This is a genomic window from Wolbachia endosymbiont (group B) of Xanthorhoe designata, from assembly GCF_964028585.1.
Lineage (GTDB): Bacteria > Pseudomonadota > Alphaproteobacteria > Rickettsiales > Anaplasmataceae > Wolbachia.
Genome location: NZ_OZ034794.1, coordinates 212,466 through 238,686 on the forward strand (window position 1 = coordinate 212,466; position 26,221 = coordinate 238,686).

Below are 26,221 nucleotides of genomic sequence, written 5' to 3' on the forward strand. Positions count from 1 at the left end.
AGTAAATTTCTATATTATTGCTTGCAAGTACTTCATGCTGGAGCTAAACCACCATCTACAAGTTGCATAACATCAGGATCTGTCAATGTAGTACTTTCGTTATTCAAGCTATATATCTCGTTACATGCCTTAAATAACAGATATGAAGATCCTCCAGAAGCTATTGTTGCTATTGAAGCCAATGCAAGAGATTGAGAAGCCGAAAATAGAAGATACAAAGATATACACATAGCGATAGCACACACTATAGCCCCTACTATGTATAAGCATAGATGAAACTTTTTACTACATATAAAGCTGCATTTTATGTCTGCAATTTGCTTAACTTCCTTCCGCTCTGCGGGGTCCAAGAAATAAAGGGGTGATACTACCTTCTTCCCGTCATCCTTAATATAGCTTTTATCGAGGAGTGCTTCCTTAATATATTTCTTATTGTTCTCAAATTCCTTTTTTAAGCTTTTTACTTTCTCCCAATCTTTAGCTTCTTTTGCTTTCTTGACTCTGCTCTCAGTATCTTCTTCTAAATACTCTATAATCTCTTTTAACGCAGGTAACAGAATTCCTTTACTTGCTGCTATATGAAATGGGTTTCCATTTTCATCAATTCTATGCTTAGCTACACAAGCAACTCTTTTCTTGCAAGCTTCAATAAATTTATTTTCATCCTCTTTTGTTATAACTCCTCTTGCAATTTCAAATAAATTATCCATATACACACCTCACTGCATTCACTAATATTAAATTATACAATGCAGTTTATTAAAAATAAATGTAAATTAATCTTTCAAATTTACTATAGTTCCACGTTGTTGCAAGTACAAATTTTAGTTATCATCGGTTACGTTATCACAATAGACAAATATGCCAGGTATAGTTACTAGATTCGCTCCATCACCAACAGGATTCTTGCATATTGGTGGAGCTCGTACTGCATTATTTAATTGGCTCTATGCGAAACGTCATAGCGGCAAATTTTTGCTGAGGATTGAAGACACAGATAGAAAACGTTCAACACAGGAAGCAATTGATGCAATAATAGATGGGTTAAAATGGCTTGGAATAAACTATGATGGGGAAATAATATATCAATCAAAAAAAATAGAGCAGCACATTGAGGTTGCAAATCTTTTAGTTGAAAAGGGTAGGGCATATCATTGTTACTGCCCCGAGAATGAAGTTGCGGAGAAGAAAATAAGAGCAAGAGAAGAAGGAAAAATATATAAGCATAAGTGTACTCATTCGACATCAAGTGCAAACCCTGTTGTCCGTTTCAAAGTGCCAGACTCAGAAGATATTGTTGTTGAAGATAAGATATGTGGCCAAGTTAAGATAAATAGTGACCAACTTGATGACATAGTAATTCTACGTTCTGACAACACTCCAACGTACATTTTTGCCGTGGTGGTTGACGATCATTCAGTTGGAATAACTGATATTATACGTGGCTCTGATCACCTCACTAACACCTTCAAGCAATTGCTAATATATCAGGCTCTTGATTTTGATGTTCCACGCTTCGCGCACGTACCTCTTATCCATGGAGAAGACGGGAATAAGCTATCTAAAAGGCATGATGCTACAAACGTTTGTGATTATGGAAGGATGGGAATATTGCCTCAGGCAATGCGTAATTACCTACTTAGGCTTGGCTGGAGTCACGGCAATGACGAGATTATTAGCGATGAGCAAGCAATAGAGTGGTTTAATTTAGAAAGCATCGGTCGTTCACCTGCACGACTTGATTTTAAAAAACTGGAACATTTAAATAATCATTATATTAGTAACATGAGCAATCTGGATATTTTAAATACATTTGCTCCGATGTTAAAACTGAGTGATATAAAAAAGAACTATTTATTACAAGGACTAACAGAGCTAAAGAAAAGAGCAAACTATCTAACCGAACTGCTGGATTTAGCAAAGTTTTATATTCAAGATCTGCCGCTTGATTTTAGTGAAGAAGCTCAGCAAATTGTCAAATCTAACCTCGATGTAATTAAGTTACTTGCATCATTTCTTTCGAGTGTAGGTAGTGAAGATTGGAATAAGAATTTTTTATCCTCTCAGATTAAGGAATTTTCAAAATTACATAATATAAAAATGAGCGATATATACCACTCATTACGCGCCCCAATAACTGGAATAATGGATGCGCCTGGAATCATTGATATCATGGTAATTCTTGGTAAAGATGAGTGTATAAAAAGATTGCAAGCAATTTAAATAAAAAATTGCTTGATAGACTCTGGTAGCTTCATTATAGTGGAAAATGAAGGTTTTTTAGGATCCAAAATCTATCTTCACCTGCAGGTTTTTTCACCAAATAATCAAATTTCAGCAAAAAATATATAAGTTTATTTTTGCTAGCTCTTTATTCATATAGGAGGGTTTATGTCTAGAATTCCTGATACTTGACTTTTATTTTTAAGTTAAAAACCAACTGGCGCCTATGGTTTTAACTATTAAAGTTATTTTACCTTTTTTATTGGTATTTTTTCATATTTTTTACACTGTTATACTTTGGTATCATACAGTTTCATGGTAATGGGAGCAGGCAGAGTAGTTCCGTCTCTCAGCTATGGCATTAAAAAATGACTATGTATAAGATCTAATGGTGTGTCTAATCTATAGATAATTTTTGAAATAAACTGTATTGCTAAGTTAATATTTTACATATCTATTCAGCAAAGTGGCAAAAAAGACAACTAAATGAGTGTCATGAAAGTAGCTTACACGTAGCTGTAGGAATATTCATTTTTTAAGGTAAATTACACAGCAAATATTGTCATTCAAGTAGCTGACACTGTAATTCCAGCTTCTATAATGTCATGCTAGTGCTCGACACTGGCATCCAGCAAAATTTATCACAAACAAGACAACATTTTCAATTAAAAAACCAGTGTCTGGGTGCTAAGATGACACCTTCATAAGGGAGCCAGTATCAGCTACTTTCATGACACTCATTTAGTTGTCTTTTCTCGTTTACCTTATTTTGCCACTCTACTGAACAGATATTAAAATAGCAAGCCTCAAGGTCAGAAGCCTGCTATTACTTACTGGTTACTTTACATCAATTTTTTTGATGTGTTTCTCTGACTTAGGTATGGTTACATGCAATACCCCATCTAAAAAGTTGGCAGATACCTTATCTTGCTCTACATTTGTTGGAAGTTGAATAGATCTATAGAAAGAACCATAGTACCTTTCTTTATGGTAAAACTGCTTATCTTTTGATTCATTATCACATGTTTTTTCACCCTTCACTATTAAGCTATCGCCAGATATACTAATATCTATGCTTTCTTTAGGAATACCTGGTAACTCTAATGATAGGCAATAGCTTTCCTTTGTTTCATAAAAATCACAAACTGGTAGTAGACTACTGCCTCTTTTGTAAAGCTCTGGGTTCTATCCTGTAAAGAAGCTATCAAATATGTCATCAACGGCTCTTTGTAACCCTCTTACACTAAAATTATCACGATTATTGTTTTTATTTAATGAACTATATTACTCATGTTGTACCTCCTTTTACTAATACATGCACTACATAATCATTTCACTTATTAATTTCAATCCTAAATCTAAAATTTTTTAGATGCGAAAAATTGTCCCCGTTTACTATAACTTGATTATGAGAAAAAATCTTGTTTGGATTACCACGAGTAGTTCTATAAACTAGATTAACTGTAAAAAAGGGCAAGTGTATGCAAATTTATTACTTCTCTTTCCGCTTCCACAATCAAACAATTTTGAATGTTTCTTATTTGACTTGCCAACAATGAGAATTGGTATAACTGCTAGCTCTGTCTTTCAGCTATGGCATTAAACAATGACATGCATAAGATCTAATAATATGTATAATTTATAAATAATTTTTGAGGTAAATTGTGAAATTGGGCGTTAATATTGATCACGTTGCAACCCTTCGCAACGCACGTGGAGCTTCTTATCCAGATCCATTAGAAGCAGCAAGAATAGCTATTGATGCTGGAGCAGATTTTATCACTGTACACTTACGAGAAGACAGAAGGCATATCGGAGATGAGGATGTATTCAATCTAAAACAAAACATTAGCACTGAGTTGAATCTTGAAATTGCAGCTACGGAAGAAATGCTCAAAATAGCAAAAGAAGTAAAACCCTATTCGATTTGTATAGTACCAGAAAAAAGAGAAGAATTAACAACCGAAGGTGGCCTTGATATCGTGAATATGCACAGTAAACTTTCTGGTATAATAGAGGAAATGCATAGCTTTGACATAAAAATCTCACTGTTTATTGATCCAAATATTAATCAACTAAAATATCTTGAGAAGCTAGAAAGAAAGCCTGACATAATAGAAATTCACACAGGGGATTACTGTGATAATCCATCAGAAGAAAAATTAAAACTTATTACTAACTCTGCAGAATACATTAATAAGCTAGGAATAGAATGCCACGCAGGACATGGCATAAATTATAAACATGCTAAAAGAATAAAAGAGACACCTCACATCTCAGCTCTTAATATAGGCCATTCTTTAATCAGCGAGGCTATATTTCATGGCTTACGTAGTGTAACTAAAAAGATGAAAATGACAATATCTAAGTAGCTTATACTTTCTCTTTGGTATTTAAAATACTTGAAAGAGCTTGACTTGCTTTAAACTTTACCCTTTTCTTTTTAGGAACGGTCATCATCACACCACTGTGAGGATTACGGCATTGTCTTTCCTTACTTATAGGACTAGAGAATGTCCCTATTCCATGCAAACGTATTTCACCTTTACGGGTTAGATCGTTCTTGATTATTTCCATAAAAATATCATGAAGCTTACCTAAACTAGCTTTTGTTATATCTATACCTTGACTAGAGCACTCTTTACTCAGTTGGTTTACTATATCTTCTTTACTCATAAATTACCTTAATATTGAAAAATTACATAAACAGCATATTATGCTAGTGCCAATAGTCAACTAAATTCGTCATAAAAAGAGAAAATGTCATAAACCCTTGTAAGAACTTGTATAATATTTACAAAAAAATACCATTATGAAACAATTATCTCTTAGAAAACTGACATTTTTTCCGAGCTTTATGTTGACCATATTTCTTACGCTCAACAACACGTGAATCTCTAGTTAGGAATCCACCTTTACGTAATATAGAGTGTAGATCTTGACTTATACTACTTAAAGCTCTGCTTATTCCATGAGCTAAGGCACCTGCTTGGCCAGATAGTCCTCCACCTTTTACAGTTGCAAACACATCATACCTATCTAACATAGAAGTTACTATGAATGGCGCTTTAATCATTTGACACACTGATTCTCTTTTAAAATAAGAAATTAAATCATCTTTTTTATTAACACTAAATTTTCCACTTCCTGGCTTCATCCATACTCTTGCTACAGATTCTTTCCTTCGACCTGTGGCATATGAACGACCAAGTGAGTCAATCATTGCCTTTTTTGGCTGATCATTATTATTTATTTTCACTTTTTACTCCATTATTTCTTATTTTTACGATTTAAAGAGGCAAAATCTATTTTTTCAGGTTGCTGTCCTTGATGCTTATGTTCTGAACCAGAATAAACATACAAATTTTCAAACCGTCTACGTGCCATAGGACCATCATCAAGCATTCTTTTTACTGCCATTTTCATCACACGCTCAGGGAATTTGCCATTTAAAATATTATCTGGAGTAGTTTTCTTTAAACCACCAGAATAACCTGTATGCCTGTAGTAGATTTTATCTTTAAGTTTCTTTCCGGTAAAATGTACCTTTTCTGCATTAACAATGATTACATTATCACCACAGTCCATATGAGGTGTATATTCAGGTTTATGTTTTCCACGCAATAGCATTGCTACAAATGCTGCAAGCCTTCCTACTACTAATCCTTCTGCATCTATAACAAGCCATTTTTTATCAATTTGTTTCTCTTTTAAGAAAAAAGTTTTCATATATCAATACATAACAGTAGGTTATGATATACTAAGTTGCTTGATAGTGTCAACAACATTAGTTATTGATTATTAAAGTAATTTATGCTAATAACTTAAACAACATGCTAGAAAGCAAAATGTTTCGATTGATTATTATATTTGTAATTGCTTTTTGTACCATAGGTTGCTATGCAATTGATTTGGAGGAAGCTATAAGCAAAGCTATCAAAAACAGCTCAAAGATAAAGTCTCAATTTTACCAATATAAGAGTGCTGAAAAACAACTAAAATCTTCCGGATTGGCTGGGTTTTTACCTGACATTAATTTACAATATAATTTCGATAGTAATTTTAATATTATTAACAATCTACAAAACTCTGGAAAACATCTAACATTAAGTCAAAGAATAATAGATGGTGGTGGCACTTTTGCTACATTCAGCCGATCAAATTATCTTCTTAAAGCAGCAAAAATTAGATTTCAGCAATCTAAGCAAGAAGTTGCACTCAGCGCTGTGAAAGCATATGTTAATGTTTTACAAAGGGCAGAAATATTAAAACTGGGGGAACATAAAGAACGTGTTTCTTTAGAACACTTGTCAGCTATGAAAAAACGCTTTTCTCTTGGAGAAGTTACTAATGCTGAAGTTTTATTCGCAAAAGCAAAATTTTCATCTTCTATATCCAAAAGAGTTGATGCTGAAGGTGAGTTGAAGCTGGCTAATATTGCTTACTATCATTTAATTGGTGAAGATGCCGATAATCTTTATGAGACTAATGGTAAACTACCTTCTATGCCAGAATTAAATGAATGTTTACAGTTAGCAAAAACCAATAACTTATCCCTAAAAGCAGCAATTTATAAAAAAAGGGCTGCTGGAATGGAAGTGATTGCTGAAAGTTCCAAATGGCTTCCTTCTTTGAATCTAAGCGCAAGTAAAAATTTTGGAAAGGACAATATAAAATTAGACACGTTACTAGAGAATGTGAGTGTTGTCTTTACTCTTGATATTCCGATCTTTAAAAGAGGAGTTAATATTTTTGGTCTCAGTAGAGCTAAAATGGATGCGAAACAGTCCACTTATGATTATTACGAAGCGGTAAAAACTATAGAGCAAGCAGTTATAAATGCTTGGAATAACGTGCTGACAGCAAAAGCTATTATTAAAGCAAGTCAAGAAGCAGAAAAAGCAGCAGCTTTAGCATTGGAAGGAGTTGAGCAAGAAGTAAACTTAAATTTAAAGAGCACAACTGATCTTTTGGATACTGAAGATGAATTATTTAAAGCACGTTCCGATCTAATTCAGGCAAAAAGCAATTATGTAATTAGTGTTTACAACTTGCTTTTTATGATAAATAGTATAAACCTTTAAATTTAATGGTATGAGCGATAATCAATCTGTAAAAGATATACTAGAAGATATAAAAAAAGCTATATCGGGTAAAAATCCAAGTGGCGATAGAGCAGAAATAATAGATGAAGATGATGACGTATTATGCCTTGAAGAGGAGTACCCAGAAGACATCGAAGAAAAAGAAAATAGTGAAGAAGAGAATAATTGCCAAAGTGAGAAAATGAATAACCTATTTAATAGCCATAGTTACAACTCAGAAGAGAAAAATTTGTATGATAATATCCAAATGAGTAATAACAAAGTGAGCTATCAAGAACAAAGTAACGAGCATTTAGTTTTAAAAGAAAATATGGAGGAAATTAAAACATTGCTTGAAAAGATGCAAAGCGAACTACGGCATAAACAACAAAAAAGAGCAGATCTTACTGTTGAAGAATTAGTTGTATCTCTTTTAAAACCTCAGCTTTCAGAGTGGCTGAATAAGTATCTACATGCATTGGTAAAAGAAGTAGTTGAAAAAGAGCTCAAAGATATAATCAATAATAAGTAGGTTATTAGTATAAAGACCAGAGTAAAAACAGCTAGAGGTAGAAAATTATCTTCAACAAGATGGCTACATCGCCATTTGAATGATCAGTATGTGGAAAAAACCAATAAGGACGGTTATAGATCGCGCTCAGCATATAAGTTAATAGAAATAGACGATAAATTTAAACTACTCCAACAAGGGCAAAAAATTATTGATCTTGGCGCTTTTCCTGGTGGATGGTCACAAGTTGCATCTAAGAAAGGAGCGAGTGTGATTGCTGTTGACATAAAACCAATAAACGCAATTAATGGAGTAGAGTGTATACAGTGTGATATTATCAGCGAACTTGAAATTTTAAGAGAAAAATTCAAGGATCACAAATTTGATGTAATTTTATCTGATATGGCACCAGAATCTTGCGGTTTAAAATCGTTAGATCATATCAGAATTATGCTCTTATGCGAAGCAGCGCTCAATTTTGTAAAGCATTTCTTGAATCATGGTGGCAAATTTGTAGTAAAAATTTTTCAAGGAGAGTCTGATAAAGATTTCTGCAATGAGCTAAAAAAAATGTTCAAAACAGTAAGATACTTCAAACCAAAGTCAAGTAGATCTGAATCTACAGAAATGTATTTAGTAAGTTTAGGCTTTATTGGTGGCAACGTTTCTGTATAGCAGATACTTACAGAAACGTTGACGAATCTTGCTTCCTTATTTAAATGAAACTGAAGATTAATAACTCTGTAAACGCTTGAGCAAAAGCCCCTTTTTCTTGTTTGAGTGTTTGTGATAGTGAATTAAATTCTTGACTTTATTACTAAAATATATGATAATTAAAATATATTCTTCTTATTATAGAAGAAGTTAATATGTCAAGGTACGAAGATTTAACAGAAGAGCAAAAGAAATTATATAATACGTTAAGGGATGAGATAAAAAATAAAAAGAATATTACTTCTTTTCTTAAAGAATGTACAAAAAAGGCGTATTAAAAAAAATTCTTACTACTGCAAATATAACTGAAAAGTTAAAAAATGGTACGGAGTATAATATAACACCGCTTGCCTATGCTATTAATTTCGATAATTTTAAGGAAACAATCAAAGTTATTTTAGAAGCAAGTGAAGATAATAATATGTTAGAAGAAGTTTTTGCTCGTGTAGAAGGAAATGATCGTAAAAAACTTCAGGAGATTTTAAAAGCATTAAAAAGTCAAGAGCAAGATGAAGGGCAAGAAACTAAAATTGATAATTGGCTAGCAATACTTGCAGATAGCATATCTAGTTGTAAAAGTAATGAAAAGCCTTTAGTGCCTGAAAGTAGAGTACCTAAAACTGAAGAAAATATAGTAAAAACTACTAATAAATCAATAATGATTGGTAGTGTTTGTGGTGTTATAGCTGCATTAACAGTTGGTGGTGGATGTTTTGCTGCTGGTATTGCATTACCAATATTGGCTTTAATTGGTATAGCTGTTGCTGCTGCTGTATTCACTGGACTTGTTGCTGGTGGTATTACGTATGAAGTGTATAAGCCTTGTGATGAGTTAAAGGAGGCTATTGCTGCAAAAACAACGTCAAGTCCTAGTGAAGTAGATAAATGGTAGTTGATGTACAATCAGAAGTTTCTTCAGAGTTAGGCACAACAGTGTAGTTAAGTAGAAGGAAGAAGTCCCTTCTTCCTTTTCAAGTAGCTGACACTGGTTTCTTACCAAGAAAAACTTAGCATAACTTTTGTGCTCAAAAAAACTTCTGGATTCCAGCATTAAGTGCTGGAATGACATGGTGAAATATTATTAAAGTAGCCTCTGTTCCAGTGTCCATTTGGTGTCATTCAAGTCAGCTCTCTTCTTGTCATCCCAGTACTGGGATCCAGAAAACTGACCAGGTTGGTCACGCGCTGGCTCTCTAAAATTACTTTAGCTATGAATATTAAGAAATTTACTAAATAAAAAAAAGACAAAAAAATTCCCGTGTAACGAGTTTTGACCCTATAATAATGTAAATTGGCGTTGTAATAATATGCTAACGCTTATTTAAAGCGCGATTTGGCTGAATGTAGAAAAATAAAAAAGACATGCAGCCGCTATAATTTTATGTAATTTGCCAATAAATATCTGAGTTTTTTACTGAATTTTGTCGTTGAGACCGCGCGTATCAAAAACAAGGATAAATACTCTTATTGATATGATAAGAAAAGTGGGAAAGTTTGTCAAGTAATAAAACTAGAGAGCTCAAATGGAAGAAGGTAAACTCTAAAGTGTACGTTCAGTAGCACTTTCTATAAGAGCGATTGTATTATCTATCCCATAAAGCTTGATAAAAGATCCCATTCTAGGACCGGTTTTTTGTCCAAGTAATGTTTCATACAAAAACTGAAACCAATCGCGTAAGTTGCTGTAATTATATTTTTTTCCGATGGAGAAAACCTGAGATTGAATCTCTTCAGCAGTGGCTGTAATAGGCAGGGAATGTAGGTTGTTCTTTAAATCTAGTAACGCTTCTTTCTCTTTTTCGTTTGAAGCTTTATACGCTTTTGTTGGCTTGATAAAGTCGTGATAATACCTAACTGCAAAATCCGAAAGTCTATCTAGCATTTTGTTGCTTTCTGGTGTAACGTTTGGTGCATAAGTTGATATAAAACCCCAAAGAATCTCTTTATTTTCAGCATTACAAGCTGCTGCCAGGTTTAAAAGTAACGAAAAATTTATGCCTGAAGTTTCTACGTTTGGAACTTTACCCTGGTGGATGTGCCATAAAGGACTGTTTACATCCTTTTCTTTACTTTCATTATAACGCTTAACAAACTCCAAATATTCATCAGTTGATTTTGGTATCACATCAAAATATAAACGTTTAGCTTTTTTGGGACTCTGAAAGATGTATAACGCTAAACTCTCTGTGGGTGCATAAGTTAGCCACTCCTCAATTGAAATACCATTTCCTTTTGATTTTGATATTTTCTTTCCTTCTTTATCAAGAAATAACTCATAGCAAAACAAAAGCGGTGGCTTTTCTCCAAGTATTTTACATATTTGACTTGAAAGCACAGCAGATGGAGTCAAATCCTTTCCATGAGCTTCGTAATTAACTCCGAATGCAGCCCACCTCATCCCCCAATCAGGTTTCCATTGCAGTTTACATTTTCCTTTTGTCACTGGAACTTCTATTTTTTCCCCGTTTGGGTCTTCATACGTGATTGTTCCTTTATCTGTATTTGTTTCAATTACTGGAACTTGTAAAACTTGGGAAGTTTTTGGGCATATCGGCAAGAATGGACTGTAAGTTTGCTGCCTTTCTTCCCGAAATGATGGAAGCATTACGTCCATCACTTTATCATAATTTTTCAGCAGGAGTAAAAGTTTTTCATCGTAAACGCCAGATTTATAACACTCTGTAGCGCTTCTAAATTCGTATTCAAATTCAAACAAATCAAGAAATTTACACAACAACGAATTCATGTGATGACCATAACTTTCATGAGTGCCAAATGGGTCAGGTATCATGGTTAATGGCTTGTTCAGATTCTCTCTTAGCATTTCCTGATTTGGTACATTATCTGGTATTTTTCGCAAACCATCCATATCGTCGGAAACTGCAATGATTTTGGTTTTTATACTAGGAGCTATTTTTTTTAGAGCGTTTGCAATAACTGTGGTACGAAAAACTTCCCCAAAAGTACCAATATGTGGTAAACCTGAGGGACCATAACCAGTCTCAAATATTATCTCTTTTTTATTAGGGAATTCTTGTAGTATTTTTTCTGCTTCTTGAAATGGCCAGCTTATAATCATTGAATTTAAATTAATTATCTTACCTAAAGTGCTATTCATTTCAATAGATTTTTAATTAATGATGTAGTATTAGTGTTAGAGCTCTTATTAGAAGGTTAAAGATATGTCTACTGGCAGCATACAAACGAATCAATTATTTAAAGGTCTTACAAGACCTGCAATGCTCTTTGGTGTGAGTTATATGTTTGCAATATTAAACGTTCTAATTTGCATGCTAATTTTCATTAATATAAATGATCTTAGAGTAATTCTCCTGATGTTACCAGGTATACATGGACTTGGCTATATAGCTTCTGCAAAGGAACCGTTGTTTATTGAGTTATTTATGGTAAAGTTGGGAAAATGCTCCAAATGTTTAAATCGGTTTTATCATGGAGCCAATTCTTATGACATTACTTGATGTTATGCAATGTTGAGATTTAGAGCTATTCAATCAAAGAATAAATCTATTCTAAGTAGAGAGGTTCACGCTGCTGAATTTATACCTTATTCTTGCTATTGGAATAGTACAACCTTGATAACAAAGCAGAATTGGTTAGTTAAATTTATAAAATTAAATGGCTTTGCGTTTGAAACGGCCGATGATGAAGACTTGGTGATACAAAATAATATCAGAAATCAGATGCTAAGAAGCATTTCATCTCCAGCATTTAGTTTGTACTTTCATACCATCAGGCGTAAGAAGAATATCTTTTCTGATGAATTTGCAAACCAGAGTTTACCAAATTTTTTTGCTAACCATGTAAATCTAAAATGGAGAGAAAAACACGCAACTAGGCAATCTTTTATTAATGATTTATACATTACGATTATTCGTAGGGCAGATACAAAGGGAGTAGAATTTTTATCACATCTACTGAAAAAATTTGGGCATGTAACTTCAAAACACGCTTGGGAAAGTGATATGCGTGATACCTATGAAGATTTAGAGGAAACGACAAATCGTATAGTAACAAGCCTTAGGAATTATTCGCCTAAAGTCCTTGGAGTAAAAGAAACTCCAAACGGACTGTTTTGTGAAATAATGGAGTTTCTATCTAGAATTGTAAATTGTGGCTTTGTTACAAATACGCTTTTTCCACTAAAAACTGAAATATCAAGATACTTACCAGTTCATAGGGTATTTTTTGGCCATAAGATGATACAGGTTGTGACTCATAATGAAAGTAAATATGCTGGAATAGTTAGTATCAAAGAATATGGAAATAATACTTCTGCAGGAATGCTTGATTCTTTTTTACAACTTCCTTATGAATTTATTATCACGCAGTCTTTTCAATTTACAAATAGGCAAATGGCAATTGCGAAAATGCAGATACAGCAAAATCGTATGATACAATCTGCAGATAAAGCTATTTCTCAAATAGCAGAAATTTCTCATGCGCTTGATGATGCAATGAGTGGTAAAATTGCGTTTGGTGCACACCATTTAACTATCTTATGTATAGAAAAAAGCCCTAAATCATTGGACAATGCTTTATCATTGGTTGAATCGGAGCTTTCTAATTGTGGTGTTTATCCTGTTCGTGAGAGGGTTAATCTAGAACCAGCATTTTGGGCGCAAATTCCTGGTAATTTTGATTATATAGTAAGAAAAGGTACAATAAGTAGTCTTAATTTGGCCGGTTTTGCATCTCAACATAATTATCCTACTGGTAAAAAATTCAATAACCACTGGGGAGATGCTGTTACAGTTTTTGATACAACATCTGGCACTCCATTTTTCTTCAACTTTCATATAAGGGATGTTGGACATACTATGATAATTGGGCCAACAGGTGCTGGCAAAACTGTTTTAATGAATTTTTTATGTGCTCAAGCAATGAAATTTTCTCCAAGAATATTCTTTTTTGATAAAGATCGCGGTGCAGAAATTTTTTTAAGAGCACTTGGTGGTATCTATACTATAATAGAACCAAGAACTAAGACAAATTTTAATCCTCTGCAACTTGACGATACTCCTGATAATAAAACATTTTTGATGGAATGGATAAAATCTTTAATTTTAGTATACAACGATAAATTCACTTCAGAAGATATTGCTAGAATTAATGATGCAATTGAGGGAAATTTTAAATTAAAAAAAGAAGACAGATTTTTGAGAAATCTTGTACCATTTTTAGGACTTGCGGGCCCTGATACTCTAGCTGGAGCAATATCTATGTGGCATGATGATGGCTCTCATGCTGCAATATTTGACAATAAAGAAGATTTGCTAGATTTTTCAAAAGCAAGAGTGTTTGGCTTTGAAATGGCTAGCTTGCTAAAAGATCCTGTTGCTCTTGGGCCGGTCTTGATTTATTTGTTTCATAGGATTAGTATATCGCTTGATGGCACTCCATCTATTATTGTTCTTGATGAAGCATGGGCGTTAATAGATAATCCAGTTTTTGCACCTAAGATAAAAGACTGGTTGAAAGTGCTGAGAAAGTTAAATGCTTTTGTGGTTTTTGCTACTCAGAGTGTTGAAGATGCAAGTAAAAGTGCTATTAGTGATACGCTTGTACAGCAGACAGCAACACAAATTTTTTTGCCAAATCTGAAAGCTACTAGTGTCTATCGAGATGTTTTTATGTTAACTGAACGTGAGTACATACTGATCAAACACACAGATCCAAGTACTAGATTCTTTTTAGTAAAGCAGGGAGTTAATGCTGTAGTAGCTAGAATAGATCTGAAAGATTTGGATGATGTGGTCAACGTGTTATCTGGACGCGCAGAAAGTGTCCTATTGTTACATGATATATTGAAAGAAGTCGGAGATGATCCAAAGATGTGGTTGCCTGTGTTTTATCAAAAGGTGAAAAATGTTTAAAACTAAACTGTCATTACTGTTAGTTGCGATATTTTTATTAAATATAGATTTTTTACTCTCATATCCAGTGTTTGCAGATACAGTAAGTGGTACTGACAAAACGGAATTTGTTAGCAGGTTTAATTCTACTGGTAGTTTTAGCCGTGCCTCTGATCCTGACTGTAAGGCGTTTGAAACAGCTGCAGCAGTTGCTGGGATAGTAATTGCTATTGGTGCAATATTTACTGGTATTGTTTTGATTGTCTCTTCTGCTGGTTTATTTACTGCTCTTGTTATCGTTGGAATGATAGCCGCAATTGTTGGAGTCTGGAAGGCAGTGGGGGGACTTATTGTTTGTCAGCATAGTTTTGTTAGGCATCCAGTTGCATACGATAATGATGGGAGATATAAAAATTTTAAACTAAAAGACACAGGTTATAGTGGTGACACAGATAAAAATTATCGAACAGAAGATGAGTATTTTTCCGCATTACAGAAAAGATCAGGAAGAGATGGAAAACAAACAGAAAGGGAGATTTTAAATTCTACTAACTGGGATGTTGTTAATGTTGATAGGGAACACTACTACTGGCCAAAAAATGGGGTGCAATATAGTGAATACATAGAAGTGTGTCATCGCAATCCTTTAACATTTGGCAACCTTTTCAAGACGAATGACTTTAATTTCAGGGGGAAAGATGGATACATAGACTTTGATATCAGAGAGAAAGACACTGGATATGAAAGTGGTTCATGGTCTCCGAAGGTTGATGGCGATCTAGAATGTAAAGTGCTTAAAGCTGGGCAGAGCGAAGACATACATGGATCAACGTTCAGGGCGGTGAGAAAAATGGGTAGGTTATGTGTGGAATTGGCTGAAGTTAGGGCAGCTGGAACTGCTTGGCCGCAAGGAATTGATATAGGATGCACGGAATTACCACCTGATCCAATTGCTCCTATGTGTGAAAAATCTGTGATGATATTCAAAAATAAAGATGGCACAGGGAAAGAAGAAGTTTCTATTGGTAGTGATAATGACTATAAAACTAATATAAGAAATAAGGAAAAAGAAGGAAAAATTTTTGTAGGTTACGACAATAAAGGCTGTTTTAGCTCATATGTCTCTGAAGCTTGCTACAATCAGGCAGGGAGTAAATCATTAGCTCCTCTTCCCATCACTTCTATGATAGTGCAATGCATTAAGGAATCGTTAGATAATTTAGTTGCAGGTATTGATTCAAGTGGCAGTCCACTTAACGATCAAAATGGACATAACAAGGGCAGTTTCTTATCTGTAGCACAGAAAAAGCTAAAAAACACCGTAACTGCTGTCTTAGTTTTGGCTTTAATACTGTTCTCTATAAAAGCCATGTCTGGTGGTGTTCGCAGTCCTCAAGAAATGTACATGTTGATTATTAAGTTTGCTTTAGTGATTTACTTCACAACAGGCAGTACTATGTCCCATTATTATGGAGAATTAACAAAACTTTCAAATGGTTTGTCGGAGATAGTATTGCAAGCATCATCTGAGAGCAAAGGTATATGTAATTACGAAGCAGGCAAAGATTATGAATACATGCGTAAAGTAGATGGAAAAAGAATATCTTACAGCTATCTTGCTCCTTGGGATAGGCTTGATTGTAGAATTTTATTCTATTTAGGTGCCCCTTTAGATGGAATTGGTGGTAAAATTGGTGCAGGGGGTGCTGTAACATTAATGGTTTTGCTTGGTGCTGCTCCTGTCTTATTAGTTGCAGGTTCGGTAATCGGTATTATTTTTGCTGGTGGACAGATCTTAGTAGCTCTTGTCTGTATATTTATGGCCATTTTGATGATGATGGTTATTTTGTGGATGTGCTATGTATTTATCTTATCTTTAGTTGCGCTTAGTGTAATTATCATCTTATCGCCTTTATTCATTCCTATGGTTTTGTTTCAACATACTAAGGGATATTTTGATGGTTGGCTAAAAGAGTTAATTACCTACAGTTTATACCCAGTTATCCTTTTTGCATTTCTATCTTTTATGTTCATAGCATGTGATAAAATCTTTTATAGAGGTCTAAATTTTGAGAAAGAGCAAGTTGAAATGCTAGGCAAGAAAACATATTGGTTTAAATTGAAAGGAGGAGAATGTACTAACAATCCAAATACTTTAGCGTGCATGCTACAAGAATATAAATGGGAGAAAAGTATGCTGCTTGGTCTGGTTGATTTTGCGTATGTTGAATTTAGTAACTCTGTACTTGGAGAGTTAATGAAGTTATGTTTGGTGCTATTTTTATTTTACCATTTTTTAAACGTTCTTCCCGGTATGGCTGCTGAACTTGCTGGTAACCACAGAGCAGCACTTGGTTCAGGTAGCACTCCTGCACAAATGGTGAATAAAGCTTTATCTGCTGCCAAAGCTGCTGCTGGAGGTGCTGGTCAAGTTGCTGCTGCGGCTGTAAATAAGGCAAGAGGGGCTATTGGAGGAGGTGGAGATGATAATAAGGGATCGGGATCTTCCTCTAGTGAATCTATAAAACCAGGTGGAGAGTGAGCGCAGGTGAGTAACAGATGTTTGAACATTTGAGCAACCAAAACTTGGTTAAGCTATGCATAAGTTTTGTGATACTCTTTTTATTATCTGGGTGCGGGTGTATTAAGCCAGAAGATTCATCAGGCTTGCGTGAGAAATTGGATATAGTGTCAACAGAGCAGAAATGGGTTGATTCTGGAGTCTATATTTCGGATAAAATAAAAGTAACAGAGATTAATATAGTACCTAATAAGGTTAATTTTTGTTCGCAATATAAAGATTTTGCAATTGAACCTGGAGTAAGAAACGTTACATTACCGTTTGCGCTTAAAGCTGGCGATGCGATAAGCTTTAGTGTTGTTAGAAGTAAAATGTGTAAAAACGATAATGGCACGGTCACCTATAAAAAAATTGACGAGAGTTGCGGTGAAGTAGAGAAGGAGTATTTTGCGCATGTTTTAAATCAAAATGAATGTCAGGCAATATGGCAAAATGGAGAATACAAGTACACAATATGTCCTAACAAACTCATGATAGGCAATGCAGAGTGGCTTCCCGGGCAAGAGTACTGGAGTTCAGATTTTTCAAAACCAGACCAAGAAGAAAAAAGAAAGGAGATTGAAAATATTAACTCTATAAAGCAGGGAGAAAATATAGACTGCAGCAAGCTTTCAAGCGATCAGAAAAGTAAGATGGATACGCGCATTTTAAATTTACTCTGTAGAAAGATATGTAAGTTTTCTTCCGGTAGCCGTGACAGTAATTGTGTGCATGTTGAATACAATGATATAGAAGATGAAATATTTAGATCCATTACTAACGCTTCAACTAACTCTAGTGGCAAATCTGTTAATACTGAGATTATTGATAATGTTTTAAAGAATGCAGAAGTAAAAACTGATGTTCCATTCTTAAATGTTTCTATGGATGGTGAAAATCTTGAACACATTCCTAGTGGTGGTTTATGTACTAATTGTGATCACAAGATAAGTAATGACCATCAAACATCAAAGTTAATTTTCAAGTTGGGTGATAGCAGAGATAAAGGTGGTTTCAACATAAGAGTAACAAAAATCCCTAATTTAGAAAAAAGCTTATATATACATGTTTCTGACAAATTTCCCGAGCACAACCCTGATGAAACTCAGGGAGATATACCTGTAGACATTAGCAAAGTTTATAATACTCAATATATGGAAGGCTTAAAAGAAAAGCTAAAGGACAAGAGTGGCACTATATATTACGGAATAAGAGATCATGGGTGTGATTATAAGAAAAATGAAGGTCAATTTAGCATTAACCTTACAACTAAAGAGCCACCTGTAAGAACTTTTAGTGCGATATATAATTTTTTTGATGAAAAAGTAAAAACTGCATTTTTCGGTTCTAGCTACAAAGACACTAACGCGATTCACTCTGATACTAGCCCTGTGAAGTCTCTTTATCAAAGTTTTGTAGCATCAAATAGAACAAATACCATCAGATCTACAATAGTGTCGTTATTAGTATTATATATAGTTTTATACACCCTTTATTACTTTTTTGGATTATCTCATGCTTCTATATATGAATTTTTAATTATATGTGTAAAGATAGGAGTTATTACCCAATTGCTGAACGATAACAGTTGGAGTTTTTTTTATAACAATGCATTTTCTATTTTTGTTAATGCTCCAAAACAGTTAATAGAAATAGCAAATTTCGGAGGTACAACATCAAATGTTTTTGAATTTCTTGATTTACCGCTCAATAGGTTTTTATCAGCACACTCAGTGTTGCTAATAATATCTCTTATATTCTCTGGTCCTTTGGGTATTGTATCGTTTTGCTTGGTGATTTGGGGTTTGATAACAGTGAGCTTATCGATGTTTAACGCCTTATTTTCTTTTATCACATCTATAGCAATAGTTGCATTATTGCTTTCCTTGGCGCCTCTTTTTATTATTTGCCTTCTATTTGGATATACTAGACAGATGTTTCACAATTGGGTCAAAAATTTAGCAAGATTTGCAATTCATCCGGTAGTGCTTTTAATTTTTATATCATTAATAAGCCAGGTTATGGATTATATTGTGTATTCGGTCTTTAATTTTGAGGTCTGCCCTACATGTATACTTAATCTTAACTTAAAGATTTTTAATCCTTGTATTCTTTATGGTTATGCTTCCAAACATGCACCTAACATCACAGCTATGATGGCTTTTGTGATTTTGGGACATGCCATGAAAGCTTTAGTTGAGGCATCTTCAACAATATCTGATTCGCTGTTTGGTGTTTATGTAGCAAGCGAACCAGGAAGGCAATATCAGCAAAGCTTAATGGGAACAGTAGGTTTAGATGAACAAAGTATCCAAAGAAGAGCAGGTCAGCAATCTGGTACACCAAGTCGAAGACCTCAAATACCACAATCAGCTCAAAGATCAGCACCTAAAATACCGACAAACACAGGAAATCAATGATGAGCAGAAAATCATTATTATTGATACTATGTCTTGTAATTACTGGCTGCACAATGGATTGTGTTGAACCTGGGTTGCAGAGCAGAAATACTAGTGTCAGTATAGATGTTCCAGTTCGTGAAGGTGGCGAAGGAGTTAAAATTCATTGGGTTGATTCTGGTCAAGTAATTAGCAAGGATGAGAAAATCAAAATTACTCTTGGTGGGTCAGTAAATTTTTGTCCTCTTAAAGAAGGGAAAAATCCAAAGAGAGTACTTGTGCCCGCTGTATTTTGTACTAATGATTTAATACCAAATTACAGTAATAAGTTAATTGATAATGCTAGTCTTGATGAACGAGAAATATGTGGGGATATAGGCTTTGGAAATAATGAATTCTATAGCAATAGACGTTATGTAGATACTGGAATTAAAGCAAATCCTGGTGATAAGTTAAGCTTTAGCTTAATTCCCAGAGAGATAACGATTGATTATGGCAATCCACAAGGAAAAGGAATCAGTTTTGATGGCAATTGTTATAGCTCTGAAAGAGGGGATGAAAAAGATAAAGTTACAATAAAAGACATGTTTGGTGGAGGAACATTCTTTTGTGGAGAAAGTGGTAAGAGGACTAAAGTAGAATTTCCTAAGATTAATAAAGAGAACATAGAAGAAAGAAGAGTGCTAGTTGGTAATGGCTACACTCCATATGATAATAAGGTACATTTTAATAAGGATTATATTCAAAATTCATGGATAAATGGTGCATTGTTAGATTTACGACGAACTAAAATAGGACTGGATAAATTATGTAATGGGAAAAAATGTGATTTTAATGAGATAAGCAAGTACAGCTCTTATGAGCTTAATTGTTACTATCAGAATATATGTTACAACGCAAAAGGTATAGGGGAGAATTGCGTCTCTTCTATAAGGTATGAGAAGTATGATAAAAGAAATACATGTGACATGTATTCTCACCTTAAACGTATTGAGGATGAACTAAAAGAGATTGAAGAAAATAAGAGGGATTCTAAGCAGATTGACATTAATTTAATATCAAATTCTAAATTAAACTTCAAAGAGGACAGAGAAGATATTTCTTGGGCCGAAGCTCTTGTTGCAAAAATTGGCGATCTTGATGATCAGAATACTGCTAAAGGTATTCAATGTTTTCCAGAGAAAAAGGGTGCAAAAGGAGATAATGTGTGTTCGCAAATTGGTGATAATTTTGAACATTTTTCTTTGAAATTAAATCATGATTATAAAATAGATGAAAAAGATATACTACATGGTAGTAGTGTGATGCTTGCTATAGCAAGTAATGGCAACTACCAACTTCATAGAGGTGGATATCATGTTGCAGTGACTAGATCATGTAACTTCGATAGTGGTGAAAAACTGTATATGTACTTGGGTGATAATCCGCCAGGAGATCCATCTATTCCGGAAACTAATGATTTCAGAAAAGTAGAGAAGTTGGATAAAATAACAGAGGATAATGTAGTCTATTATGCAATAGATGGAAGTCATTTAAAGGATAAGGAGTCTAAAAAGATATACTTTGGTATTAATGTAGAAAACGTAAAGAAAGATGATATTACGGACAAAGAAGCCAAATATTATGAAGATAACAAATACACAGTAAATTTATTTTTAAAAAGAAAAATAAACGATTTTATTTCATCAACTGTAAACAAGATTTTTGATTTCATAACAGATGGGGGTGAAGACGGAATTAAAATTCCATATGAAGGATATAGAAAGGGGCTTCTACAAGGAATAAGAGCTTTGCTTATTCTATACGTTATATTTACTGTTGTTGGCTATATGCTTGGAACAATACAATTAAGTAAATCCGATTTTATTATAAGAATATTCAAAATAGCATTTATAGCTTTTGCTTTTAGTGATAGAAGTTGGGAATTCTTTGGTACAACTTTGTCTGGGCTTTTTGTTGATGGTAGCATTTATTTAGTTGATAGTTTTTCTGGCTATATAGGGGAAGGAGGTAAAAAATTTGCATTCTTAGATTTAACAGCGGGAGTATTATTTACAGGAGAAACATGGCTGAAATTTTTATCTTTAATGCTATCAGGACCTTTTGGCTTTATTGCATTTTTGGCAATACTTTATGCTACTTTTGTGTTTTTAAGATGCATTATTAGTGCTACGTTTAAGTATGTAATATCTACTGTTTTAGTGGCATTTTTATTGTCATTGGCACCTTTATTTATCGTATTTATTCTATTTCAACAAACTAAAACATTATTTGATAATTGGATAAAAACGCTGGCTCATGTTTCATTGCAACCAGTCATTTTATTTTCATCCTTGTCTCTTTTAAATCAGTTAATGTATTCAGTTCTATACAACCTCACAAATTTTTCTGCATGCTATCAATGCTTAATTAGTGTAAATTTTTTATCGTATGATCTGTGTCTTATGAAATCAATATTACCTCTTGGGTATAGTCCTGGTACTAGTGTTGATGTTGCGCTCAGTACTGGAGAAAGGGCTGGTGGGCACTTTGCAGCATTACCTATAGATCTAATCCAGGCATTTATATATCTCATCATTGCTAGTGCAATGGAAGCTTTTGTTTTCATATCAGAAACTATGGCGCAGGCGTTGTTCAGCTCTGGTTATGGAGTTGCTCAAAGTGTTAGTCATATTGCTAGGAGCGCATCACAAGCTATGCTGTCAACTGTTGGCCTTGATGATAGAACCCAAAATATGATACATAACATCAAGCAGGGAATGAGTAAAGATCGTGGAAAAATTGAAGCTAAATTGCCTGATACACCAAAGCAAGCAGATGAAAAAGGGAGTTCTGGCAAAGAAATGAGCAAATCTGAAACACTAAGCCAGCAAGATAAGCAAAAGGATTCTGATAAAAAAAGGACAAGTTAAGGAAGATTGATGAGATATATGGAGTAACTAATTAAAAAGATATTTGAAGTAAGGTTTTAGAAATTTATTCTGTATTGGAAAAAGTTTAGGTATGCAATCACGCTTAGGCAAATGTTGGTTTAGGTTATTAATTTTGGTAATCTGTGTGCTGGTTACAGGTTGTAGTAAGAATGATATGCCTTTTCCAAGGTGCATATCTGCTGATTATTTTGGTCCTGAACCGGTTGCAGTTGGTGCTCATTTTTCAAAAGATCACGATGCTTTTATTCCGGAAGATCAGGAAATTATAGATCCTGATACTGGCGAAATTAATTATGGTTTTCACTCCAATCAAGTGGTGAAGTGGAAAGATACTGGATTTGAAACCAATGGAGATAGTTTAGTAGTACGAGTAAATGGTGCATGGACATCTTGGAGTAATAATAATAAGAAAGAATCTAAAGGTAGTTATAATTTGCAAAGCTTGGAACAGCTAAAATATGTGACTAAGTTTGAAGGTAAACAGGGCGATAATAGTTTGCCTGACTTTCACTTAATTTGTAATGATTACAAATCTAGTACACAAAAAATTTCAAGTAATCCTAATGCAAGTTGTACTGTAAATTGCAAGTGTATTAGTGAAGATGATAACAGAGAAAAACGCGGTGCTCCATGTTGGTTTACTAACGGCCATGGTGCTTATCTTTTATTTAAAAGGCCTAGCGATTCTAGTCCTAACGAAAATTTAAAATCCATGCGTAACCCTGAGTCTCCTACTGTACATCTAGGTTACAATTCCGTAGCGGAAGATGGAAGTGGGCTTTTTACTTTAGACAGAGATAACACCACATTACAGGACAGGAATTGTAATACGGTGAGGTTAGAAAAAGGATGGAAAATATATGTAAAGATATTAGATAGATATTATCTAGATAATGCAGGTGGCTACTCTTTTGAATTTTTGAGCGGAGTGCAGAAACCAAGTAACTTTGGATTTTTTGATTACGTTTATAACTATCTAAAATGTGTATTATTGATTAACGAAAATTGTAAAAAGCATTTTGATAGCAATGATCCTGCAGCTGCACAAGCGATGTTTCAAAATATAGCTGAAAAAAGTACGAGCTTTCACAATTTTGTTCTTTCCTTGCTTGTTCTATTTATAGTGATTTCATCGCTTCTTTATCTTTTTGGAATGATAAGAGAAACTAAGCATGATATGCTCATCAGAATGATGAAAATCACTCTAGTAATAGTGCTTATATCTCCTGGAAGTTTTAGATTTTTCTATGATCATTTTCTTGTTTTATTTGTTAAAGGTCTTGAACAATTGATAAGCATAATTACTAATTTTGCTCCCAACATGAACACCGGAGGTAATTCAAACGTTGCTCAAGGAAATGAAGCTAAATTGTTTAGCTTCATGGAGGATATGTTTAATAAGTTTTTTGCTTACTCTGTTTGGAAAAAGTTTGCAGCATTTTTACATTATCAAATGTGGGCAAGTCTCTTTATGATACCGGCAATTTTTATAGGGATTGTCTTATATTTCCTGCTGTGTATGTATGCTTACATAATATTCCTTTCTGGTTTTATGGGTATAGCTTTTCTTGTATCTATAATGCCGCTATTCCTAATCTCTATTTTATTTTCACCACTGAAAAGTCTATTTGAGGGTTGGATAAAATTCTGTATTAGTTTCTGTTTGCAATCAATTATGATATTTACCCTGCTGTCATTACTTGCTGCAATGATAATGAATACCTTTTATAAACAGTTAGGCTTTACTGTGTGCTATAATAAATGGCTTGAAATAAAGTTATGTGCTCCAAAATGGGTATTTGGTGGTTTTTGTATAATTGATAAAGAATACTTTAGCTGGACTCCAGGGCAAATTTTTGTACCTTATACTATCGGGGAGGCTTCTCCGTTGAACGTAGATAAGAATATAGAAGGTATAGAAAAACTAAGCAGAATAGGTGGTACAGTAAAGTTTACTGGTGGCGCTGGATATATCCCTCTTCCACCAAATTACATTAATAAAGGTTTTCGTTATATAGATTACCCTTTCTTTAATCCAGTGCCTGGTACTGAGAAAAATCCAGCAGACCATTATATAGCAGAAAGTGATATAGTAGTTGATGCTAATTGTAGTGAAAAAGATCTAGTGCGTCTAACGAATAGTTTATTACATGCATCAGAAAAGGCTGATATCTTATTGTTGATAGATAATATAAATGGTAAGATAAAAAGGCGTTATTGTCAATCTCAACAGCATGAAGAAGAATGCAGGAATTATGAGAAAATAATAGACGATTACAAAAAGGGTATCATTCAATCAAATTCAAAAAGTGAAATAAAGTCTTTAGTGCAAGGTGTAATTACGCAAAGTGTAAGCTGCCAATCAGAGAATTTTTATGATACAAATCAAAACTATCAAGAAAATAGCGATTACCAAAGGGTACAGGACATACAGAGAGGTTATTTAATCAACGCAGGAGAGATCTTTATGCTGTTCTTGCTTTCGTTTTTGATGTTTTCTTTAAAGGAGTTTGTACAACAGATGGGCTCAAGCATTGCCGGTGGTGGGTTTAGTGTTTACAGTATATCTAGTATGTATCAAGCATCACCTTTAGCTAGTGTTACAGATGGATTAAAGCAGCAGTGGCAGAACTTTGCTGGCGGAAAGTTAGAGTCTTTAGGTGATTGGGCTACTCATGTACCGGACAGATTAGCTGGAGGTACAGCTAATTTGCTAGGTAGAATACCAGGAGTTGGGGGTGTGCTGAAATATGCTATTAATGTACCACGTAAGCTTGTAGGTGCTACTATTGAAGCAACAAAATTTGCAACATCACCTAAAAATGATGTTGATAAGCTTGAGGAAAAAATCTACAGGGCGTTTGGAATTGATAAAGAAGATATTGCACATAGAAGAATTGATAAATATTTAGAATATTATAAAGGATATGTAGGATCACATTTGGGCTATACAATAGAAGATGCTATGAAGTTTGCTTGGGAACATGGTCTCGACTCTATAGGAATTAACCCCGCTAAAGGAGAAAAGGATGGTTATCAGCATAATTTGCTTTATAGAGCAAAAACGCACAGACGTGAGTTCTTGGAAAGGCTTCATGATTACACTATTGGACGTACAAAAGAACCAAAAGAAGAGGGTGAATCATCAAAAGAAAATAAGCCTGACCAATCAAATAGAGTAGCGCGAAAATTAGGCACGGAACCAGAAAATTTAAAAAACACTACAGAAGCTATACGTGCCGGAGAAGATAGAGAGCGTCAAGATAATGAAAGGAATGAGAACATAGAGAATGATGAAGAATCGTAATTTCAAAGGGCTAAGTTATTATGGTCTTCAGCAAGACGAAGATGGTAATATCAAGTTAAACGATTACAATGATGTTTTAAATGCGCGCAGAGCGAGGGTAGATTTGTTACTAGATAGCACTAAGCAAGGTGATGTTAATCTTTCAAAGCTAAATAAAGCTCTGAATGAGAGACTTATAGATGATAAAGGGCTATCGTCAGAATTTGACAAAGAAGACAAAGAAATTGCACAAAAGGAGCTTAAGATGTTCTCTATTTTAGATAATCTTGATAATCTTGTAAACATTAAAAGTGAAGATCTATTAGAGGTTAGTTTGTTACTATCAGATCTTAGTTTTATAGAGAGAAATATTGTGTTAAATGCCAATCAGAGTTTTGATCTAGTAGGGTTAAAAAGTTTATTTATAGAAAAAAAAGCATCTGGTGAGGAATATAGTGATGAAGAATGTAAAAACTTCCTCGATAATATAGAGAAAATCAATACTCTAATTAAGTTAGAGTTAGAAAGTAGAATTGAAGGGATGGGTCATGATGAAAAAAACAACCATGATGATTTACAAGATGAGATTGGTCGTGCAATCAGTATAGAAAATAAATCAAAGAAAAGCGATTGATCTT

At 34.0% G+C, this 26,221-nt stretch carries 19 protein-coding genes and 1 pseudogene; 14 read left to right on the forward strand and 6 right to left on the reverse strand.

The genetic code is table 11. The features are described 5' to 3' along the window. Positions 1 to 32 precede the first annotated feature (32 nt). Positions 33 to 710, reverse strand: a complete 678-nt coding sequence (locus ABWU64_RS01030) for an ankyrin repeat domain-containing protein (protein WP_341815488.1) — start codon at positions 708 to 710, stop codon at positions 33 to 35. Between the two features lie 151 nt (positions 711 to 861). Here ABWU64_RS01030 and gltX point away from each other — a divergent pair, with 151 nt between their 5' ends. Next, on the forward strand, positions 862 to 2,223 hold the full coding sequence (gltX, locus tag ABWU64_RS01035; RefSeq protein WP_135353007.1) for a glutamate--tRNA ligase: 1,362 nt from the start codon (positions 862 to 864) through the stop codon (positions 2,221 to 2,223). 837 nt (positions 2,224 to 3,060) lie between these two features. On the opposite strand, the gene ABWU64_RS01040 is transcribed toward gltX, so the two are convergent. Further along, entirely contained in the window at positions 3,061 to 3,312 is a 252-nt protein-coding gene (locus ABWU64_RS01040; RefSeq protein ID WP_225416322.1) for an Hsp20/alpha crystallin family protein, read from the reverse strand. 575 nt (positions 3,313 to 3,887) lie between these two features. On the opposite strand from ABWU64_RS01040, the gene ABWU64_RS01045 reads away from it, so the two are divergent. Beyond that, positions 3,888 to 4,595, forward strand: coding sequence for a pyridoxine 5'-phosphate synthase (locus tag ABWU64_RS01045; RefSeq protein ID WP_353279675.1), 708 nt, complete (start codon positions 3,888 to 3,890; stop codon positions 4,593 to 4,595). Position 4,596: 1 nt separating this feature from the next. Here the strand turns inward: ABWU64_RS01045 and ABWU64_RS01050 are convergent, their stop codons facing one another. From ABWU64_RS01050 to rplM, 3 genes are all read right to left on the reverse strand, one after another. Beyond that, a complete protein-coding gene (locus tag ABWU64_RS01050) occupies positions 4,597 to 4,899 on the reverse strand; it encodes an HU family DNA-binding protein (protein WP_015587910.1) in 303 nt (100 codons plus the stop codon). A gap of 145 nt (positions 4,900 to 5,044) precedes the next feature. Continuing rightward, positions 5,045 to 5,446, reverse strand: a complete 402-nt coding sequence (rpsI, locus tag ABWU64_RS01055) for a 30S ribosomal protein S9 (RefSeq protein WP_172793449.1) — start codon at positions 5,444 to 5,446, stop codon at positions 5,045 to 5,047. 47 nt (positions 5,447 to 5,493) lie between these two features. Beyond that, on the reverse strand, positions 5,494 to 5,952 hold the full coding sequence (gene rplM / locus ABWU64_RS01060) for a 50S ribosomal protein L13 (RefSeq protein WP_341815485.1): 459 nt from the start codon (positions 5,950 to 5,952) through the stop codon (positions 5,494 to 5,496). A gap of 119 nt (positions 5,953 to 6,071) precedes the next feature. Here rplM and ABWU64_RS01065 point away from each other — a divergent pair, with 119 nt between their 5' ends. The 5 genes from ABWU64_RS01065 (at position 6,072) to ABWU64_RS01085 (ending at position 9,424) form a co-directional block, all read left to right on the forward strand. Beyond that, positions 6,072 to 7,307: a TolC family protein gene (locus tag ABWU64_RS01065; RefSeq protein ID WP_015587907.1), complete on the forward strand. Its 1,236-nt coding sequence runs from the start codon at positions 6,072 to 6,074 to the stop codon at positions 7,305 to 7,307. Between the two features lie 10 nt (positions 7,308 to 7,317). Continuing rightward, entirely contained in the window at positions 7,318 to 7,839 is a 522-nt protein-coding gene (locus tag ABWU64_RS01070; RefSeq protein WP_341815484.1) for a PopZ family protein, read from the forward strand. Positions 7,840 to 7,914: 75 nt separating this feature from the next. Further along, positions 7,915 to 8,493, forward strand: a complete 579-nt coding sequence (locus tag ABWU64_RS01075) for an RlmE family RNA methyltransferase (RefSeq protein WP_041581316.1) — start codon at positions 7,915 to 7,917, stop codon at positions 8,491 to 8,493. Positions 8,494 to 8,687: 194 nt separating this feature from the next. After that, complete coding sequence (locus ABWU64_RS01080; protein WP_353279676.1) at positions 8,688 to 8,810, forward strand: hypothetical protein; 123 nt, start codon at positions 8,688 to 8,690, stop codon at positions 8,808 to 8,810. Next, entirely contained in the window at positions 8,789 to 9,424 is a 636-nt protein-coding gene (locus ABWU64_RS01085; RefSeq protein WP_353279677.1) for a magnesium transporter, read from the forward strand. The genes ABWU64_RS01080 and ABWU64_RS01085 overlap by 22 nt, the downstream gene beginning before the upstream one ends. 648 nt (positions 9,425 to 10,072) lie before the next feature. Here ABWU64_RS01085 and ABWU64_RS01090 read toward each other — a convergent pair. After that, a complete protein-coding gene (locus ABWU64_RS01090; protein ID WP_341815482.1) occupies positions 10,073 to 11,650 on the reverse strand; it encodes a lysine--tRNA ligase in 1,578 nt (525 codons plus the stop codon). Positions 11,651 to 11,714: 64 nt separating this feature from the next. Here ABWU64_RS01090 and ABWU64_RS01095 point away from each other — a divergent pair, with 64 nt between their 5' ends. The 7 genes and pseudogenes from ABWU64_RS01095 to ABWU64_RS01125 all read left to right on the forward strand — a co-directional run bounded on the left by ABWU64_RS01095 (position 11,715) and on the right by ABWU64_RS01125 (position 26,217). Continuing rightward, a complete protein-coding gene (locus tag ABWU64_RS01095; RefSeq protein ID WP_254229532.1) occupies positions 11,715 to 12,011 on the forward strand; it encodes a type IV secretion system protein VirB3 in 297 nt (98 codons plus the stop codon). A 9-nt stretch (positions 12,012 to 12,020) separates the two neighbouring features. Then, on the forward strand, positions 12,021 to 14,426 hold the full coding sequence (locus ABWU64_RS01100) for a VirB4 family type IV secretion/conjugal transfer ATPase (RefSeq protein WP_341815481.1): 2,406 nt from the start codon (positions 12,021 to 12,023) through the stop codon (positions 14,424 to 14,426). Then, positions 14,419 to 16,947 carry a type IV secretion system protein gene (locus tag ABWU64_RS01105; RefSeq protein ID WP_353279678.1) on the forward strand — a complete coding sequence of 843 codons (2,529 nt, stop codon included), beginning with the start codon at positions 14,419 to 14,421 and terminating at the stop codon, positions 16,945 to 16,947. The genes ABWU64_RS01100 and ABWU64_RS01105 overlap by 8 nt, the downstream gene beginning before the upstream one ends. A gap of 17 nt (positions 16,948 to 16,964) precedes the next feature. Beyond that, positions 16,965 to 19,385: a type IV secretion system protein gene (locus tag ABWU64_RS01110; protein WP_341815479.1), complete on the forward strand. Its 2,421-nt coding sequence runs from the start codon at positions 16,965 to 16,967 to the stop codon at positions 19,383 to 19,385. After that, a pseudogene (locus tag ABWU64_RS01115) lies at positions 19,382 to 22,286 on the forward strand (type IV secretion system protein). The gene ABWU64_RS01110 and the pseudogene ABWU64_RS01115 overlap by 4 nt, the downstream one beginning before the upstream one ends. 81 nt (positions 22,287 to 22,367) lie before the next feature. Beyond that, on the forward strand, positions 22,368 to 25,604 hold the full coding sequence (locus tag ABWU64_RS01120) for a type IV secretion system protein (RefSeq protein WP_353279679.1): 3,237 nt from the start codon (positions 22,368 to 22,370) through the stop codon (positions 25,602 to 25,604). After that, the gene (locus ABWU64_RS01125; protein ID WP_135353014.1) at positions 25,588 to 26,217 is read left to right on the forward strand and encodes a hypothetical protein; all 630 of its coding nucleotides are present in this window, start codon (positions 25,588 to 25,590) and stop codon (positions 26,215 to 26,217) included. Before ABWU64_RS01120 ends, ABWU64_RS01125 begins: the two co-directional genes overlap by 17 nt. Positions 26,218 to 26,221: the final 4 nt, after the last annotated feature.